At 61.6% G+C, this 17,249-nt stretch carries 18 protein-coding genes and 1 other RNA gene; 9 read left to right on the forward strand and 10 right to left on the reverse strand.

The window, feature by feature from the left end:
• Positions 1–210: 210 nt before the first annotated feature.
• The 6 genes from folD to ACP7BZ_RS03610 all read left to right on the forward strand — a co-directional run bounded on the left by folD (position 211) and on the right by ACP7BZ_RS03610 (position 6,111).
• Positions 211–1,056 (forward strand): bifunctional methylenetetrahydrofolate dehydrogenase/methenyltetrahydrofolate cyclohydrolase FolD, encoded by an 846-nt coding sequence (gene folD / locus ACP7BZ_RS03585; protein WP_426110270.1) that lies wholly within the window; start codon positions 211–213, stop codon positions 1,054–1,056.
• Between the two features lie 328 nt (positions 1,057–1,384).
• Positions 1,385–3,469, forward strand: a complete 2,085-nt coding sequence (locus tag ACP7BZ_RS03590; RefSeq protein ID WP_426110271.1) for a M3 family metallopeptidase — start codon at positions 1,385–1,387, stop codon at positions 3,467–3,469.
• A gap of 28 nt (positions 3,470–3,497) precedes the next feature.
• Positions 3,498–4,151, forward strand: a complete 654-nt coding sequence (locus ACP7BZ_RS03595) for a glutaredoxin family protein (RefSeq protein ID WP_426110272.1) — start codon at positions 3,498–3,500, stop codon at positions 4,149–4,151.
• A 34-nt stretch (positions 4,152–4,185) separates the two neighbouring features.
• Positions 4,186–4,611, forward strand: a complete 426-nt coding sequence (locus tag ACP7BZ_RS03600; protein ID WP_426110273.1) for a DNA polymerase III subunit chi — start codon at positions 4,186–4,188, stop codon at positions 4,609–4,611.
• A complete protein-coding gene (locus ACP7BZ_RS03605; protein WP_426110274.1) occupies positions 4,608–4,892 on the forward strand; it encodes a hypothetical protein in 285 nt (94 codons plus the stop codon). The genes ACP7BZ_RS03600 and ACP7BZ_RS03605 overlap by 4 nt, the downstream gene beginning before the upstream one ends.
• Positions 4,893–4,968: 76 nt before the next feature.
• Positions 4,969–6,111: a branched-chain amino acid ABC transporter substrate-binding protein gene (locus ACP7BZ_RS03610; protein WP_426110275.1), complete on the forward strand. Its 1,143-nt coding sequence runs from the start codon at positions 4,969–4,971 to the stop codon at positions 6,109–6,111.
• Between the two features lie 117 nt (positions 6,112–6,228).
• Here ACP7BZ_RS03610 and ACP7BZ_RS03615 read toward each other — a convergent pair whose 3' ends face one another.
• Together ACP7BZ_RS03615 and ACP7BZ_RS03620 are read right to left on the reverse strand one after the other, a co-directional pair.
• Positions 6,229–6,549 carry a c-type cytochrome gene (locus ACP7BZ_RS03615; protein ID WP_426110276.1) on the reverse strand — a complete coding sequence of 107 codons (321 nt, stop codon included), beginning with the start codon at positions 6,547–6,549 and terminating at the stop codon, positions 6,229–6,231.
• Between the two features lie 38 nt (positions 6,550–6,587).
• On the reverse strand, positions 6,588–6,743 hold the full coding sequence (locus tag ACP7BZ_RS03620) for a hypothetical protein (protein WP_426110277.1): 156 nt from the start codon (positions 6,741–6,743) through the stop codon (positions 6,588–6,590).
• Between ACP7BZ_RS03620 and ACP7BZ_RS03625 the strand changes: the two genes are divergently transcribed.
• The 3 genes from ACP7BZ_RS03625 to lgt all read left to right on the forward strand — a co-directional run bounded on the left by ACP7BZ_RS03625 (position 6,737) and on the right by lgt (position 8,808).
• Positions 6,737–6,964, forward strand: a complete 228-nt coding sequence (locus ACP7BZ_RS03625; protein WP_426110278.1) for a TIGR04438 family Trp-rich protein — start codon at positions 6,737–6,739, stop codon at positions 6,962–6,964. The two genes, ACP7BZ_RS03620 and ACP7BZ_RS03625, sit on opposite strands and share 7 nt — an antisense overlap.
• 99 nt (positions 6,965–7,063) lie before the next feature.
• Positions 7,064–7,951, forward strand: a complete 888-nt coding sequence (locus ACP7BZ_RS03630; protein ID WP_426110279.1) for a LysR substrate-binding domain-containing protein — start codon at positions 7,064–7,066, stop codon at positions 7,949–7,951.
• Complete coding sequence (gene lgt / locus ACP7BZ_RS03635) at positions 7,951–8,808, forward strand: prolipoprotein diacylglyceryl transferase (RefSeq protein ID WP_426110280.1); 858 nt, start codon at positions 7,951–7,953, stop codon at positions 8,806–8,808. Before ACP7BZ_RS03630 ends, lgt begins: the two co-directional genes overlap by 1 nt.
• Here lgt and ACP7BZ_RS03640 read toward each other — a convergent pair.
• The 8 genes from ACP7BZ_RS03640 to ACP7BZ_RS03675 all read right to left on the reverse strand — a co-directional run bounded on the left by ACP7BZ_RS03640 (position 8,805) and on the right by ACP7BZ_RS03675 (position 17,164).
• On the reverse strand, positions 8,805–9,620 hold the full coding sequence (locus ACP7BZ_RS03640; RefSeq protein WP_426110281.1) for a sulfite exporter TauE/SafE family protein: 816 nt from the start codon (positions 9,618–9,620) through the stop codon (positions 8,805–8,807). The genes lgt and ACP7BZ_RS03640 overlap by 4 nt on opposite strands.
• 147 nt (positions 9,621–9,767) lie before the next feature.
• Complete coding sequence (locus ACP7BZ_RS03645) at positions 9,768–11,486, reverse strand: methyl-accepting chemotaxis protein (RefSeq protein WP_426110282.1); 1,719 nt, start codon at positions 11,484–11,486, stop codon at positions 9,768–9,770.
• A gap of 236 nt (positions 11,487–11,722) precedes the next feature.
• Positions 11,723–13,564, reverse strand: a complete 1,842-nt coding sequence (locus ACP7BZ_RS03650) for a methyl-accepting chemotaxis protein (RefSeq protein ID WP_426110283.1) — start codon at positions 13,562–13,564, stop codon at positions 11,723–11,725.
• 199 nt (positions 13,565–13,763) lie between these two features.
• Positions 13,764–15,434, reverse strand: coding sequence for a methyl-accepting chemotaxis protein (locus tag ACP7BZ_RS03655; RefSeq protein ID WP_426110284.1), 1,671 nt, complete (start codon positions 15,432–15,434; stop codon positions 13,764–13,766).
• Between the two features lie 128 nt (positions 15,435–15,562).
• Positions 15,563–16,057 carry an EVE domain-containing protein gene (locus ACP7BZ_RS03660; protein ID WP_426110528.1) on the reverse strand — a complete coding sequence of 165 codons (495 nt, stop codon included), beginning with the start codon at positions 16,055–16,057 and terminating at the stop codon, positions 15,563–15,565.
• Between the two features lie 328 nt (positions 16,058–16,385).
• Positions 16,386–16,565, reverse strand: a non-coding RNA gene (gene ssrS / locus ACP7BZ_RS03665) — 6S RNA.
• Positions 16,566–16,610: 45 nt separating this feature from the next.
• A complete protein-coding gene (locus ACP7BZ_RS03670; protein ID WP_426110285.1) occupies positions 16,611–16,922 on the reverse strand; it encodes a cell division protein ZapA in 312 nt (103 codons plus the stop codon).
• On the reverse strand, positions 16,919–17,164 hold the full coding sequence (locus tag ACP7BZ_RS03675; protein ID WP_426110286.1) for a hypothetical protein: 246 nt from the start codon (positions 17,162–17,164) through the stop codon (positions 16,919–16,921). The genes ACP7BZ_RS03670 and ACP7BZ_RS03675 overlap by 4 nt, the downstream gene beginning before the upstream one ends.
• Positions 17,165–17,249: the final 85 nt, after the last annotated feature.

Here is a 17,249-nt window from a genome sequence, read left to right on the forward strand (position 1 = left end):
AGGACAAACTCAGTGCATTTGATTACTAGACTATCTTAGTATGAAGATTCTACCAGCACTTCTGCAATATCTCAAATGGCGATATATGATTTCATATGGTGAAATGTTAGCGCCTGGCAGGCGTGCAGGCGGGGCGGCGGATTTGCCGCTGGCGCTTTATAATCGAGCCTTCTGCCAGCTGCTTTTTACTAACCCTTTTTATTGATACCCATGTCCGCACAACTGATCGATGGCGTCGCCCACTCCCAACAACTGCGCAGCGAGATCGCCACCCGCGCCGCCGCCCTCACCGCCGCCGGCCGCCAGCCCGGACTGGCCGTGATCCTGGTGGGCGCCGATCCGGCCAGTCAGGTGTATGTGCGCAACAAGGTGAAAGCCTGCGCCGACGTCGGCTTTCATTCGGTGCTGGAAAAATACGAGTCCGATCTGACCGAGGCGGCCCTGCTCGATCGCATCGCCGCCCTCAACGCCGATCCCGCCATCCACGGCATCCTCGTGCAAATGCCACTGCCACGCCACATCAATCCGCACAAGGTGATCGAAGCGATTGCCACCAGCAAGGATGTCGATGGTTACTCGGTGCTGTCGGCCGGCGAACTGCTGACCGGGCTGCCCGGCTTTCGTCCGTGCACCCCGTATGGCTGCATGCAACTGATCGAAAGCACCGGCGTCGACTTGCGTGGCAAACACGCGGTGGTGATCGGCCGCAGCAACACGGTGGGCAAACCAATGGCGCTGCTGCTCTTGCAAGCGAACGCTACCGTCACCATCTGTCATAGTGCGACCGCCGATCTGGCGCTGTACACGCGCCAGGCCGATATCGTCGTTGCCGCCGTTGGCCGCCGTAATACCCTGACCGCCGACATGGTCAAGCCGGGCGCCATCGTCATCGACGTCGGCATGAACCGCGACGACGCCGGCAAGCTGTGCGGCGACGTCGACACCGCTGCCGTGCGCGAAGTGGCGTCCCACATCACGCCGGTACCGGGTGGGGTTGGACCGATGACGATTACCATGCTGTTGATGAATACCGTGGAAGCGGCCGAGCGCAACTGAGCGCAACTGAGCGTAACTGAGCGTAACTGAGCGTAACTGAGCGTAACTGAGCGGCCGGCAATATAAGTGAAGACAAGACGTGAAGCGATCCTAGTGTGGTGAATCAGAAATTTGTTGAATAAAGATGCCGAGAATCGCAGCGATACTGCGTCTCAAATGCTCGCCAGGCCTCGGCCTGTCTGTGCTTTGCTCCTTGTCTTGCAGCGATTTCGACACATTTATTCATCAACGAATTTCTGATTCACCACAGTAGTCGACCGTAACGCACACCAGACGCCGGCAGAAGCACTGCGCGGCGGCCCGCACCTGACATTGGAGAATAGCGATCATGACTACCGCACTGAGCAACCCCCTGCTGGACTTTTCCGGTCTGCCCCGTTTTGACGCCATCACCCCCGAGCACGTGCAGCCGGCGGTCGACCAGCTCATCGCCGACGCCAGCGCCGTGGTGGCACGCCTCGAGCAGCCCTCGGCTGACGTCACCTGGGACAATTTCGTCACTCCGCTGGAAATGGCCACCGAACACCTGGGCCGTGCCTGGGGCATCGTCAACCATCTCAACAGCGTGATGGACACCCCGGCCCTGCGCGCCGTCTACAACGACAATCAGCCCAAGGTCACCGAATTCTGGACCGCGCTGTCGCAAAACGAAGCGCTGTTCGCCAAGTACAAGCAGCTCAAGGCCAACCCCGATTACGTCAACCTGAGCACGGCGCGCAAAAAAATCATCGACAACGCCCTGCGCGACTTCCGCCTGGGCGGCGCCGAACTGCCCGAATCGAAAAAGGCGCGCTTTGCCGACATCCAGGAGCAGCATGCGGCCGTCAGCACGCGTTTTTCCGAAAACGTGCTCGACGCCACCAATGACTACCAGCTGGTGGTGCTTGACGCTGCTGACCTCGATGGCGTGCCACAAGACGCCCAGCACGCCGCGCGTGCCGCTGCCGAAGCGGCTGGCAAGCCAGGCTACCTGTTCACCCTGCACTTCCCCAGCTATTTTCCATTGCTGCAGTTTGCCCACAAGCGCAGCCTGCGTGAAACCATTTACCGCGCCAGCGCCACCAAGGCATCGGAAATGGGCACCGTGTTTTCCGAGCTGGAAAAGTGGGATAACACCAGCAACATCGCCACGCTGCTCAAACTGCGCGACGAAGAAGCCAAACTGCTCGATTACCGCAATTTTGCCGAAGTCTCGCTGGTGCCGAAAATGGCCCAGAGCCCCGAGCACGTGATCGAATTTCTCGAAGACCTGGCGCGCCGTGCGCGGCCGTACGCCGAGAAGGACCTGGCCGAGCTGCGCGCCTTCGCCAAGGAACAACTGGGCATCGAGCAGCTCGAAGCGTGGGACATTGCCTATGCCTCGGAAAAACTGCAGGAACAGCGCTACGCGTTTTCGGCCCAGGAAGTCAAAGAATATTTTCCTGAACCGACAGTGGTGTCGGGCCTGTTCAAGCTGGTCGAATCCCTGTTTGGCGTCGCCATCGCGGCCGATACGGCGGCGGTCTGGCACCCCGATGTGCGCTTTTTCCGCATCGAACGCCACGGCCAGCTGATCGGCCAGTTTTACCTGGACCTGTATGCGCGCGCCGGCAAGGGTGGTGGCGCCTGGATGGACGATGCGCGCGGTCGCCGTCTCGACATCGGCGGCGCCGTGCAAACGCCGATTGCTTATCTGACCTGCAATTTCACGCCACCGGCCAATGTCGATGGCCAGCTGCAACCGTCGCTGTTCACCCATGACGAGGTGACCACCCTGTTCCACGAATTCGGCCACGGCTTGCACCACATGCTCACCCAGGTCGATGAAATCGGTGTCTCCGGTATTTCCGGCGTCGAATGGGATGCGGTCGAGTTGCCGTCCCAGTTCATGGAAAACTTTTGCTGGGAATGGGACGTGCTGCAACAGCTGACCGCCCACGTGCGCGCCGGCGAGCCATTGCCGCGTGCCCTCTACGACAAGATGCTGGCCGCCAAAAATTTCCAATCTGGCATGCAAACCTTGCGCCAGGTGGAATTTTCCTTGGTCGACATGCACCTGCACTACGACTTCGACCCTGCCAGCGAGCAAAGCGTGCAACAGTTGATCGACGACGTACGCCAGAAATTTTCGGTAATGATGCCGCCTGCATTTAACCGTTTCCAACACTCCTTCGGCCATATTTTTGCCGGCGGCTACGCGGCCGGGTACTATAGTTATAAGTGGGCAGAAGTATTGTCTGCCGATGCCTATGCTGCCTTCGAAGAAGCGGTAGCGGCTGGCGGCGGTGCCCTTTCCGAAGAAACTGGCAAGCGCTTTCAGCAAGAGATCCTGGCCGTCGGCGGTTCCCGTCCGGCGCTCGAATCCTTCAAGGCGTTCCGCGGCAGGGAGCCGAGCATCGACGCCCTGTTGCGCCACAGTGGCATGGGCTCCTGAACGGCCCTGCCACCATCCAGGAGTTGCTATGAAGGTCGTCGAACAAGGCAGGCAGGAACGGCACGTGATGCCGACGCTGTTGAAGGCAGCGCTGGGCGTGCTGCTGGTGGTCAGCGCTGCTGGCAGCAGTGCACAGATGTATAGCTGGAAAGATGCCAAGGGTGTCAGCCACTTCAGTGACCAGCCGCCGCCCGACCAGCCGCCAGCGCGCGACCAGGGCGCCGCTGTCAGCAACCCGGCGCCGAGCGCCAGCCAGCCCAGCCTGCCCTACGCCCTCAACGAAGCAGTGCGGCGCCATCCGGTCGTGCTCTACACCACCTCGGGCTGTGGCCCGTGCGAGCAGGGCCGGGCGCTGTTGCAACAGCGCGGCATCCCGTTCACCGAAAAAACCGTGCAATCGAATGAAGACCAGCAGCGCCTGCAGGCAGCGGGCAGCGATGCCCGCCTGCCCCTGCTGCTGGTGGGCTCAAACAAGCAGATCGGCTTTGAAGCGATCGCCTGGCAAGAGGCCTTGACGGCCGCTGCCTACCCCTTGCAATCGCGCCTGCCAGCCGGCTGGCGGCCGGGGCCGGCACTGGCGGCGGCGCCGGTGCCCGTCGCCAAGGCCGAGGCTGTCGTAAGCCCCACGGTGACACCGCAAAAGCCGCCGCCAGCAAACGCCCCGCCGGGTTTTCAGTTCTAACTGTTGCACAGAGCGCCCTCACGTAAAGGTTTGCATGACCCGTATCGATTTTCATACCAATATCGCCGACAAGCTCGCCTATGCCTGCCGCTTGAGCCGCAAGGCCTATGCTGCCGGTGGCCAGCTGGTATTGCTCACCGAAGACGCCACCCAGGCCGCGCAGCTCGATGCGGCCTTGTGGAGCGTGTCCGATATCGATTTTTTGCCGCATGTGCTGGCCACCGACGCCCTGGCAGCGCACACCCCCATCATCGTCACCGTCGATGAGGCCGGCGAACTGCCCCACCACGACATGCTGATCAACCTGACCCGCCGCACGCCGGCCGGCGTCGAACGTTTCAAGCGCGTCTTTGAAATCATTTCCCTCGACGAGGCCGATGCCGCCGAAGGGAGAAAACGCTATGTCGCCTACAAAAAACAGTCTTTCCCATTAACCCACTTCGTCGCAGGCCAGTCATGAGCAGCTTTCCTTCCTTCGATGCTGGCATTCCCGTCCTCACTGAAGTATTCCAGGAGCTGCCGGCAGCGGCGGCACCGGCAGCGGTCGACTGGGACGCCCTCGAGCGGCGCCTGTTCGCCCGCGTGATGGACACCATCGATACCCGGATCGAGGCCGCCATCGCCAATGCCATGCAGCAAGCTGTCGGCGACATCCGCGAGGGCGTGCGCGCCGCCCTGCAGGAAGTCATCGCCAACGCCATCAAGGAAGTTGAAGGAGCGGGCGTTCGCAGCCTTACTTAGTACTTTGCGAAGCGCACAATTTGTTGTACCTTTTGCCCTTACGTAAATTCTGTCTATCAACCTTTGGAGAATGTCCATGCAGTTCACCACCAAGCTGATTCCTCTCGCCATCGCCCTGGCCTTCGCCGGTAGCGCCAGCGCGCAAGAGGTGGTCAAGATCGGTCACGTTGCACCCATCTCGGGCCCCAGCGCCCACTTGGGCAAGGACAACGAGAACGGCGCCCGGATGGCCATTGAAGAGCTCAATGCCAAGGGTTTCATGATCAACGGCAAAAAAGTGACGCTGCAACTACTGGCGGAAGACGATGGCGGTGATCCGAAGCAAGGCACGGCAGTGGCGCAAAAGCTGGTCGACGCCAAGGTCAACGGCGTGGTTGGTCACCTCAATTCGGGCACCACGGTGCCTGCTTCGCGCATCTACAACGATGCCGGCATCCCGCAAATTTCGCCATCGGCCACCATCCCTGTCTACACCAAGCAAGGTTTTAAAGGTGCCTTCCGCGTGGTCGCCAACGACAACAAGCTCGGCGGCACCCTCGGCCGCTACGCCGTCGACAAACTCGGCGCCAAGAGCATCGCCGTGATCGACGACCGCACCGCCTATGGCCAGGGTGTGGCTGACGAATTCATCAAGGGTGCCAAGGCAAAATTCCCTGGCGTCAAAATGGTGGGTAAAGAATTCACCAACGACAAGGCGACTGACTTCACCGCCATCCTGACCTCCATCAAGGCCAAGAAGCCTGACCTGATCTTCTTTGGCGGCATGGATTCAGTGGGCGGCCCCATGCTCAAACAAATGAAGGCACTGGGCATCACCGCCAAATTCATGGGCGGCGACGGCGTTTGCACGGAAGCGGTTTCGCGCCTGGCTGGCGACGGTATTGGCGAAGGCACCATGGTCTGCGCTGAAGCAGGCGGGGTGGAAGGCGCGCAAGAAAAAGTCATGGCAGACTTCGTCACCCGCTACAAGAAAAAATACAATGCCGACGTCCAGATCTACGCGCCGTATGTCTACGACGCCGTGATGACCATGGCCACCGCCATGCAGAATGCCAAATCGGCCGATCCTGCCAAATACTTGCCAGAACTGAAAAAGATCAAATACCAGGGCGTCACCGGTCTGATCCAGTTCGACAACTTTGGCGACATCAAGGATGGCGCACTGACCTTGTTCACCTACAAGGGCGGCAAAAAAACCAAGATCGAGGTGGTGCGCTAAACGCGTGCTTGATTGCCAGCGCGGATGGACGGGCCCTGCGCTGTCCTCCACCCGCCAAGCAAGATTTGGACGCAAAAAAACGCGCACACTGCGCGTTTTTTTATGCAACGTCAGTGCTTACTTCTGCGACAGAACCCACTTAACCAGGGTGTGCGCTTCGGCTTCACTTACTTGCGGATTGGCTGGCATGGGCACTGCGCCCCACGCGCCGCTGCCGCCTTTTTGCACCTTGGCGGAGAGCTTGTCTTCGGCATCCTTCTGACCGGCATACTTGGCGGCGACATCCTTGAAGGCCGGGCCAACCAGCTTGTTGGCGACGGCGTGGCACGCCATGCAATTTTTTGTTCTCGCCAGGTCGGCATTGGCCATGGCACTGGTCGATGCCAAGCCAGATAACAAGGTGCACAACAGGGTGCGCAACAACATCGAATGTTTCATGGTGATTTTCTCCAAAGGTGACGACCAGATGCGCTATTTTAGCAATTTTGCTCAATTGTTTTGTCAGCGTTACATTCGATAACGCCAACGCCGTGCAGCAGGTTGACCACAGCTTGGCAGCGCATTGCGATTATTTGCCACACGGCACTAAAACCTTTGTAAGATGGGAGCTGAAAAAGGAGTTCCCATGCCATTTATTATCCTGATCGCTGCCCTGGTGCCACTTCGCTACTTCGAAGTGTGGAAGTTTGCCGACATGTCCTGGTGGTGGATCGTCGGCGCCATGGGGGCGGCGTTTATCTGGTTTGAATTCGTTGAACAGCTCTTCGGTCTCGATAAAAAACGTGCCCATAACGTCGATGAAGCGCGCCGCAAGGCACGCATCGCGGCGACGTTTGACAAGAAGCGCAAATAAGTCTGTCGCCGGCCCATGCCGGTTGGCGCCCTGCCCGGCGCCCCTTCGCGCTATCATGCCGCTTCCAGCAAATCCATTGCTGGGCCATCGAAACCACCTATGAATATCGAATTGCGCCAGCTGCGCTATTTTGTCGCTGTGGCCGACGAACTGCATTTCGGCCGCGCCGCCATTCACCTGCACATGACGCAGCCGCCGCTGTCGCAAGCGATTGCGGGCCTCGAAACCCTGCTCGACGCCGCGCTGTTTGTGCGCAACCGCCGCAGCGTGGCGCTCACCGCCGCCGGCGCCGCCCTGTTGCCGCAGGCACGCCGCCTGCTGGCCGGGGCCGCCGAACTGCCCGAGCTGGTGCGCGCCGCCGCTGCCGGCGCCAGCGGACGGCTGGCGCTGGCCTTTGTATCGTCGGCCGATTACAGTGTGCTGCCACCCTTCCTGCGCCATTACCGCAGCGCCTACCCGCACGTGCAACTGCTGCTGCAGGAAGCCACCTCCGACGTCCAGGTCGACGACTTGCTGCACAGCCGTATCGACGTCGGCCTGTTGATCCCGCCGCTGCCGGAAAAGGCCAGGGCCGAACTCGACTACCTGAAACTGCTGGAAGAGCCGCTGATCCTGGCGGCACCAGCCGGCCTGCTGGCGCCCGGCCCACTGGCGCTGCGCGACGCCCCGGCGCTGCCGCTGATCATCTTCCCGCGCGCCATCGCGCCCGGCTTGCACGACGCCATCCTCGGCTGCTTTGGCGCTGCCGGCCTGACGCCCGAGATCGGCCAGCAGGCGATCCAGATGCAAACCATTGTCAGCCTGGTATCGGCGGGCATGGGCGTGGCACTTGTGCCACAATCCGTGTCGAACTTGATGCGACCTGGCGTCGATTACCGCCCGCTGCTGGACCGCACGCCGCTGGTCGAGACTGGCTGCGCCTGGCGCCGCGATAACGTCTCGCCCGTACTGCACGGATTTTTGCAACTTTTAAGGAAGACACACTAATGCTCACTCACCCGATGCCCGACCCCGTGGCATTTTCGCTGGGCCCCGTGCATGTGCACTGGTATGGCTTGATGTATGTGCTGGCCTTTGGCCTGTTCCTGGCGTTGGGTCGGGTGCGCATCCGCCAGCCGCACATCGCCCGCCAGGGCTGGAAAAAAGAAGACCTCGACGACATGCTGTTTTACGGCATGCTCGGGGTGATCATTGGCGGGCGCCTCGGTGAAGTGTTTTTTTATACGCCCAGGCTGTTCCTGGCGGACCCGCTGGAAATTTTTAAGGTCTGGCACGGCGGCATGTCTTTCCACGGCGGCTTTATCGGCGTGCTGGTGGCGATGGCACTGTGGTCGCGCAAGGCGGGCCGCAATGTGCTCGATGTGCTCGACTTTATCGCCCCGCTGGTACCGCTCGGCTACGCCGCTGGCCGCCTCGGCAATTTCATTAACGCCGAACTGCCGGGCCGCGTGGCCGACGCCAGCCTGCCGTGGGCGATGCGCTGGCCCGACCTGCGCTTTCCCCTCCATCCCGCGCCCGTGTTCCTCGAAGGCCTGCGCCATCCATCGCCGCTTTACCAGCTGCTCGTCGATGGCTTGCTGGTGTTCGTCATCGTCTGGCTGTATGCGCGTTCGGCGCGGCCACGGCTGGCAGTGGGCGCCCTGTTCACCACCCTGTATGGCTGCGCGCGCTTTTTTACCGAGTATTTCCGCGTGCCTGACTGGCAAATCACGGTGGCCGGCCTGCCGGTGACGTCGGGGCAAATGCTGTCGCTGCCGATGATCATAGGCGGCCTGTTGATGCTGGCATGGGCGTATCGCCATCCCCACTTTGCGGGACAGTCGGCCCAGTCAAAGCCTGCCTAAGCGCGGTACAGCACCACGCCCTTCCACAACATGTACAGCGCCAGCGCGTACAGGATATAGGCAAACGAGCGGCGCAGGCGGCGCACCGGCCAGCGGTGCGCGGTGCGCGCCCCCAGTGGCGCCATCAGTACGCTGGCGGTCGAGATGATGGCCAGCGCCGGCAGATAGATAAACCCCAGCGAGTGCGACGGCAGGCCCGCTTCGCCCAGGCCGAACCAGATATTGGCCAGCGTGCCCGCCAGCGCAATGGGGAAGCCGAGCGCCGCGCTGGTGGCCACGGCATTGTGGATGCGTACGCTGTACCAGGTCATGAAGGGAATCGAGACGAAACCGCCGCCGGCGCCAACCAGGCCGGCGAGGATGCCGATGCCGCCACCGGCGGCGAACATGCCCGGTCTGCCCGGCAGCGCGTGGGCGGCGGCCGGCTTGGTATCGATGAGCATCTGGGTGGCGGCAACGGCGACGAAGGCGCCGAAAAACAGCGCCATCACCATCGGGTTCATCTGCTTGCCGATCCACGGGCCAATCCACGAACCGGCCAGGATGCCCGGCGTAAACAGCCATACGATGTCCCAGCGCACCGCCCCTTTCAGGTGATGCGCGCGCACCGAAGAAATCGATGTAAACAAAATAGTGGCAAGGCAGGTGGCGATCGCCATGTGGACGATCAGCGGCGGCGGAAAATCGAGCGAGGTGAAAATCATGGTCATGAACGGCACCAGGATCATGCCGCCGCCGATGCCCAGCAGACCGGCGGCAAAGCCGCCGAACACGCCCATGGCGCACAGGGCCGCTATCAAGGGCCAGCTCATCGCTTAGTCATCGCTTAGTCATCGCTTAGTCATCGCTTAGTGAACGCATACTCATTACAAGATCGGCCGTCGAATCGGGCCTGGCCCGGGTGCGAGCATTTTACGCCGGCCGCGACCTGGCAAGGGAAAACCGTTTCAGCTGCTTTGCTAGAACTGCTCCCAGTCATCGCTAACGGCCGCCACCGCCAGCCGGCGCGGCGCCGCTGGCGCCGTTTTTTGCGGGGTGCGCGAAGTGTGCGAAGTGTGCGAGCCTGGCGGGGCGGCAGTCTCAACGCGCACCTGCGGCACTGCCGCTTGCAGCTCGGCCACCGGCGCGGCCGCGTACGCGGCCGTCAGTTTGAACACGCTGACGGCATCGGTGAGCTGCACTGCCTGCTCCTGTAGCGACGCGGCAGCAGCGGCCGCCTGTTCGACCAGCGCTGCATTCTGCTGGGTCGTCACATCCATGTCGGTGATGGCCAGATTGATCTGGGCGATGCCCGCTTCCTGCTCGTGATTGGCCGAGCTGATCTCGGCCATGATATCGGTCACCCGCTGCACGCTCGAGACCAGTTCAGTCATGGTGCTGCCGGCCCGTTGCACCAGGCCCTGGCCGATATCGACCTGCGCCACCGAGGCATCGATCAAGCCCTTGATTTCCTTGGCAGCAGTGGCCGAACGCTGCGCCAGGTTGCGCACTTCGGAGGCCACCACCGCAAAGCCGCGCCCCTGTTCACCGGCGCGCGCCGCCTCCACCGCGGCATTCAAGGCCAGGATGTTGGTCTGGAAAGCGATGCCGTCGATGACGGCGATGATGTCGACGATCTTACGGGAGGCGCTATTGATCGAGCCCATGGTGCCCACCACCTGCGCCACCACATCGCCGCCGCGCACGGCGATGGCCGAAGCGGCATTGGCCAGCTGATTGGCCTGGCGCGCATTGTCGGCGTTTTGCTTGACGGTGGCGGCCATCTCTTCCATCGACGATGCCGTCTCTTCAAGTGACGCCGCCTGCTGCTCGGTGCGCGCCGACAGATCGAGGTTGCCGCTGGCGATTTGCGCCGACGCCGTGGCGATGGTGTCGGTGCTGCCACGGACGTCGCCGACGATCCGCCGCAGGCTGCCGTTCATGTCGGCCAGCGCTTGCAGCAGCCGGCCCGTTTCGTCGCCGCGGCTGACCACGATGGTGCTGGTCAGGTCGCCATCGGCAACCCGCCGCGCCACCCGTACCGCTTCTTCGATGGGCCGGGTGATGCTGCGCTGGACCAGCACGGCGACGACAGCGCCAATGACGGCGGCGACGGCGGCCAGCACCAGCAGCGTCAAGCTGGTGGCAGCGGCCGTCGCCTCGGCTTCCTCACCCGACTGCAGCATCAGCTTGGCCTGGTAACTGGCCAATTTGTCGAGCGCACCAAAATACGACTGATAGGCCGGCTGCACCGTGCTGGCCAGTTGCTTCATCGCCTCGTCCTTGCGCCAGCCCTGCGCCAGTTCGACCAGGGCATCGCGTTCCTTGCTGAAGGCGGCGCGCTGTTTGCTGATATCGGCCAACATGGCGCGCCCTTCCGGCGCGCTGATGGTTTTGTCGAGCTTGTCGAGCGTGGCAGTGATCACGCGCGTACTTTTTTCCATGTCGGCGTATTGCTTGTTGAGCGTCGACACGTCCGACAGCAACAGGATATTGCGCATATTGCGCGAAGTTTCATTGACCTCGTCCTTGATCTGGTTGACCAGCAAGGTCTTGGGAAAACGGTCGGCGTTGGTCAGGTGGATGGCGCGGGTGACCTGGCCCAGCCGCAGATAGGCCACACCTGCCATCACCAGCATGACGATGATGACAGCGGCAAAGCCAAGGCCCAGCCGGCGCCCAATGGTGAAATTTTTCATGAGCATTTTTTCCTGCAAAGCGACAACAGCGGCGGGGTTCAGGCCACGTATGGGCAACGATAATGTTGCTGGTGGCGCAGGTGAAAAAATAGGCGGGTGGCGACGCTGTTGCATCGCCAGCGATACGGCTCCATCGCTTGATCATAGGCCCCATGTTTTTCAGGAGCAATAGCCCGATGGGTTTATCTGCGCTTGCTGTTGTCAATACGCCCGCCGCCGCGCTGGCGGCGGGAAAGTTAGAACTCTTCCCAGTTGTCGGCCTCAGCGCCGGGACGGCGCGCGGTTGGCGGGGCGGCCGCGGCCGCCACGACGCGTGCCGAGCGGCGCGGCTTGCTCGTGGCCGTGGCGCCGGTGGCGCTGGTGGCGCTGGAACCGCTGGCGCGGGTGGCGCGGGTGGCGCGGGTGGCGCTGGAACCGCTGGCGCTGGAACCGCTGGCGCTGGCGGCAGCGGCGGGCAGCGGTTTGATGGCCGCTGCTGGCTGGTTCATGCGCACCGGCGCGCTGGCCGGCGTGGTCGGCGCCGGTGGCGTCTCAGCGCGCATCTTGAACACGCTGACCACGGCAGAGAGTTGGGTCGCCTGCTGCTGCAGCGAGGTCGCCGCCGCCGAGGCTTGTTCGACCAGCGCGGCATTTTGCGCGGTCATGCCATCCATCTCCGTCACCGCCAGGTTGATCTGGGCAATGCCCGCTTCCTGTTCATGGTTGGCCGAGCTGATCTCGGCCATGATGTCGGTGACCCGCTGCACGCTCGCCACCAGGTCGGTCATGGTACTGCCGGCCTCCTGCACCAGCTCCTGGCCGATGTCGACCTGGGCCACTGAAGCATCGATCAAGCCCTTGATTTCCTTGGCCGCCGAGGCCGAGCGTTGCGCCAGGCTGCGCACTTCCGATGCGACCACCGCAAAGCCGCGCCCCTGTTCGCCGGCGCGCGCCGCTTCTACCGCGGCATTCAAAGCCAGGATATTGGTCTGGAAGGCGATGCTATCGATGACGGCGATGATGTCGACGATCTTGCGCGAAGCCTCATTGATCGAGCCCATGGTTCCGACCACGTTGGCGACCACGTCACCGCCCTTGACGGCAATCCGCGATGCGGTGATGGCCAGCTGATTGGCCTGGCGCGCGTTGTCGGCATTTTGCTTGACGGTGGCCGCCATTTCTTCCATCGATGAAGCGGTCTCTTCCAGGGAAGCGGCCTGCTGCTCGGTGCGCGCCGACAGGTCGAGGTTGCCGGCGGCAATTTGCGACGATGCCGTGGCGATGGTGTCGGTGCTGCTGCGCACTTCGCCGACGATAGTTACCAGGCTGCCATTCATGTCCGACAAGGCTTGCAGCAACTGCCCCGTTTCATCGCGGCGGCCGACCACCACGGCGCCGCTGAGGTCGCCACTGGCCACGCGCCGCGCCATCGCCACCGCCTGGCCGATCGGCGCCGTGATGCTGCGCGTGACCAGCCAGGCCGCCAGCACGGCCGCCAGTGCCGCCGCCAGCGCCAGGCCGATCAGCAAGATCAGGGTTGCCTGCGCCGACGCGCTGGCGGCGCTGCCTGCTGCATTCATCAGGCCGGCCTGGAAGGCCACCATCTTGTCGAGCGCATCGAAGTATTTCAGGCTAAGCGGGCGCAACTTGTCGCTCAGATGGACGATGGCATCGTCCCTGCGCTGCGCCCCGGTCAGATCGAGGAACACTTTTTGTTCCGCGAGAAACCGCGTGCGCTGGGCCTGGATGTCGTCGTAAAGGGCGCGCCCCTGCGGCGAGGTGATCGTTTTGTCGAGCTTGTTAAGGGCCTGTTCGATATCGCGCGCGCTCTGCTCAATATTGGCATTTTCGGATTTGAGCACCTCAGGGTCGCTCAGCAACAATAAATTGCGCATATTGCGCGCCGTTTCATTGAGCTCATCCTTGACCGTGTGAATCAGTTCGGTCTGCGGAAAGCGTACATCGCTGGCCAGCCGGACTTCGGTCTTCAGGGCATCGACGCGCAGGCAAGCGAGCGTACCCATCAGCAGCAGCAGGGCGATCACCACGGCAAAACCGAGGGCAAGGCGCTGCCCGATCAAGAGACTTCTGGTAAACATGGGGCTCCTAGTTAGCGCATCGGCCAGTTCCTTCCGCAACAGCGAAAAGCGGGCAAGATCGCGGTACTAAGCCCCATGTTTTTCTTGGGCAATAGCCAGATCGGCGTACTGTTGCACTGCGCCAGATGGACACAGAAAAAAACTCTTGGTTAGCAAGCGCACAGCAAGGAGGCAGCAAGCCGCACCTGTCAGCGCAGTCTTAAAACGCTTCCCAGTCATCGGTGACGGCGGCCAGGCGTGGCGTGGCCGGGTTGGCGCGCGGCGCCGCCTTGTGCACGGGCGCCGGCGCGCTCGCTGCCATCCGCCGCAGCGGCGCCTGCTGGCCACCGGCCAGTTTAAACACGCTGACGGCGACCGACAGATGCCTCGACTGCTCCTGCAGCGAGGCGGCAGCGGCAGCGGCTTCTTCGACCAGGGCGGCATTTTGCTGGGTCACCACGTCCATGTCGGTAATGGCCAGGTTGATCTGGGCGATGCCTGCTTCCTGTTCATGGTTGGCCGAACTGATCTCGGCCATGATGTCGGTGACCCGCTGCACGCGGGCGACCAGGTCGCTCATGGTGCTGCCGGCCTCCTGCACCAGGCCCTGGCCGATGTCGACCTGTGCCACCGAAGCGTCGATCAAGCCCTTGATTTCCTTGGCGGCGGTGGCCGAACGCTGGGCCAGGTTGCGTACTTCCGATGCCACCACGGCAAAGCCGCGGCCCTGCTCGCCGGCGCGTGCCGCTTCCACCGCGGCATTCAGGGCGAGGATATTGGTCTGGAAAGCGATGCCGTCGATGACGGCAATGATGTCGACAATCTTGCGCGAGGCTTCATTGATCGAACCCATGGTGCCGACCACCTGCGCCACCACGTTGCCGCCTTTGACGGCGGTGTGCGAGGCGCTGATGGCCAGCTGGTTGGCCTGGCGCGCGTTGTCGGCATTTTGCTTGACGGTGGCGGCCATTTCTTCCATCGATGAGGCGGTCTCCTCCAGGGAAGCGGCCTGCTGCTCGGTGCGCGCCGACAGGTCGAGGTTGCCGGCGGCAATTTGCGACGACGCCGTGGCGATGGTGTCGGTACCCGTGCGCACCTCGCCGACGATGGTGTGCAGGTTGCTGTTCATGTCGGACAGCGCTTGCAGCAGCTGCCCGGTTTCATCGTTACGCTGTACCACGACGGTGTTCGACAGGTCGCCGTCGGCCACCCGGCGCGCCACCACCACCGCTTCGGCAATGGGTCGCACGATGCTGCGCGTGGCCAGCCAGGCCACCAGCACGCTGACCAGCGCCGCCACCGCCGGCAGCACCAGCAAGGTGATCTTGCCAGTCTGGGCCGCGCTGGCAGAGGCGATGCCCGCCGTACGCATCAACTTGACCTGGTAGTCCAGCAATTTGTCGAGGCGGTCGAAGTAGACCAGGTTGACGGGACGGACTCTTTCGACAAGCAGCTTGAGTCCCTCTTCCTTGTTCTGCGCTTTCATCAGCTCGACAAAGCTAGTGCGCTCTTTGGCGAACAGCGCCCGCTGATCGGTGACGTCCTTGTAGAGCGCGCGCCCCTGCGGCGTGGTGATCGCCTTGTCGAGCTTGTCGAGCGCGGCCGACACCACGCGCGAACTCTCTTCCATGTTGGCGTATTCGCCCTTGATGATTTCGGGGTCGCTCAGCAACAGCAAATTGCGCATATTGCGCGCCGTTTCATTGAGTTCATCCTTGATCTGATGGACCAGTTCGGTCTTCGGAAAGCGGTCTTCGTTCATCAACTGTATATCGTCATTCAATTCACCCACCAGGCGGTAGGCCAGTCCCCCCATCAGCAAGGACAGCGCGATCACGACGGCAAAGCTAAGGCCAAGGCGCTGGCCTATCTTGAGATTTTTTGACAACATGAGGATTCCAGGCAGGATGAACGAGTGATCACGGAGTGCCGAAGCGCCATGCGCCGGCACAAAAAGCCGCAGATTCTCGATAGTAGGCGGGAAGTTTTCTTGGAGCAATAGTTAAATCGATGTATTGATTAAACTGTGGTAAGCACACCATCAACGGCACCCTCGCCCCCCACGGCGGCAACGATGGCGTGCCATTCCAAAGCAGTGACCGGCGAAATCGACAGGCGACTGCCTTTTTGCAACAGCACCATGTCGTCGAGCGAGGCCATGGTGCGCAATGCGCTTAAAGACACAAAATTACCCTTGTGCAACGCCTTGACATCGACCGATACCCAGCGCGGTGCGGCCGGCGTGGCTTTCGCATCATGGTAGGGGCTGGCAAGGTCAAACTGGGAGGCGTCGGGGTAAGCGCCACTGGCGACGGCAGCAATGCCGGCAACGCCCGGTACGGCGCAACTCGAGTGATAAAACAGCACGCCATCGCCGACGCACATCTGATCGCGCATGAAATTGCGCGCCTGATAATTGCGCACCCCAAACCACGCCACGGTGCAATCGGGCGCCTTCAGCAGATCATCGAAACTGATTTCATCGGGTTCGGATTTGATCAACCAATAGGCCATACGGGAAATCGAAGTAAAAAAAGGAAGGAAAAAGAAGAACCGAAGGGAAAAGAAATTAACAGCGCAGCGGAAAACGAGACGAAGCGGAAAGCGAAGACGAAGCAGAAAATAAACAACGAAGCGAATAAAAACCGCAGTCAACGCGAGACAGCAGCAATTGTGCTTCGCCGACGCGACCTCCGATCCGAATCGGTTTGACGTCCTCCGTAAAAATCATCTGGCTCCGCCAGTGATTTTTACCTGCCCCGCCGTGCGCCTGTAAGCCGCTGTTCCCTTCGCTGCTCACTGCATCCCAAATAAAAGTAGGTTTTCACTTTTGTTTGATTGTATGTACCCCGCCTGTGCCGTCCTTGCCGGCATCCCGAACCAAACGGTTCAAGGTGGCCGCAGTTAGTTCAATTTCGGGTTCGTCGGACTAGCGACGCTCACTCCCATCGAACATATCCCGCAACCGGTGCACATAAATGGTTCAAGGAATATATGGCAATCGCGAACACCGCAGGGTGGGACGAAGTTTACTCCGATGCCCCGACAAGTCAATTGAATTTGGCCGTCAGAACAGATTTTCCTGTGGCGTGAGGGCACTATCGAGCACCGTGTTCATGGCATCGATTTTCTGCTTGACTTCCATCAGTGACAGCCCCGAAAACGGCCCTTCGCCCGACTTGGTCGACAACAATTCGGCGGCCACCGACAGCGCCGCCATCACGGCGATGCGGTCGTTGCCCTTGACTTTGCCGGAATCGCGCAGGGCCGTCATCTTGCCATCGAGATAATTCACGGCTTCCTTCAGCGCGCGCTCCTCGCCTTCGCGGCAAGCGAGGCGATACGGATGGCCCATGATGCTGACATCGAGCTGGATCATGGTGCCACCTCGGCGCTGGCATCGGCGTTGACATGGCTGGGCGCAGCAGCGGCAGCGGGCATTTGCGCCAGCAGGGCGCCAATGCGCTGGCGCGCTTCGGCCAGCCGCTGGCGGTGATTGGCATTTTCGGCAAGCAGCTCGACGTTGGTCTGGCGTAAGGCGGCGTTTTCACGCCGCAACGCCGCCGTCAGTTCGGCAAGCTGGTCGATCTTGAGGGACAGGTCTTGGAATTCAGAAATCATTCGTCACTATAGAACCCGGGATGAACCGCAGTCAATCGAATCAGTCGCCGTCAAGCGGCCCGGCGAAAAAATTAGCTAAAAGACG

The sequence above is a fragment of the Massilia sp. PWRC2 genome, from assembly GCF_049896725.1.
In the GTDB taxonomy this organism is placed as follows: domain Bacteria; phylum Pseudomonadota; class Gammaproteobacteria; order Burkholderiales; family Burkholderiaceae_D; genus JAFCUW01.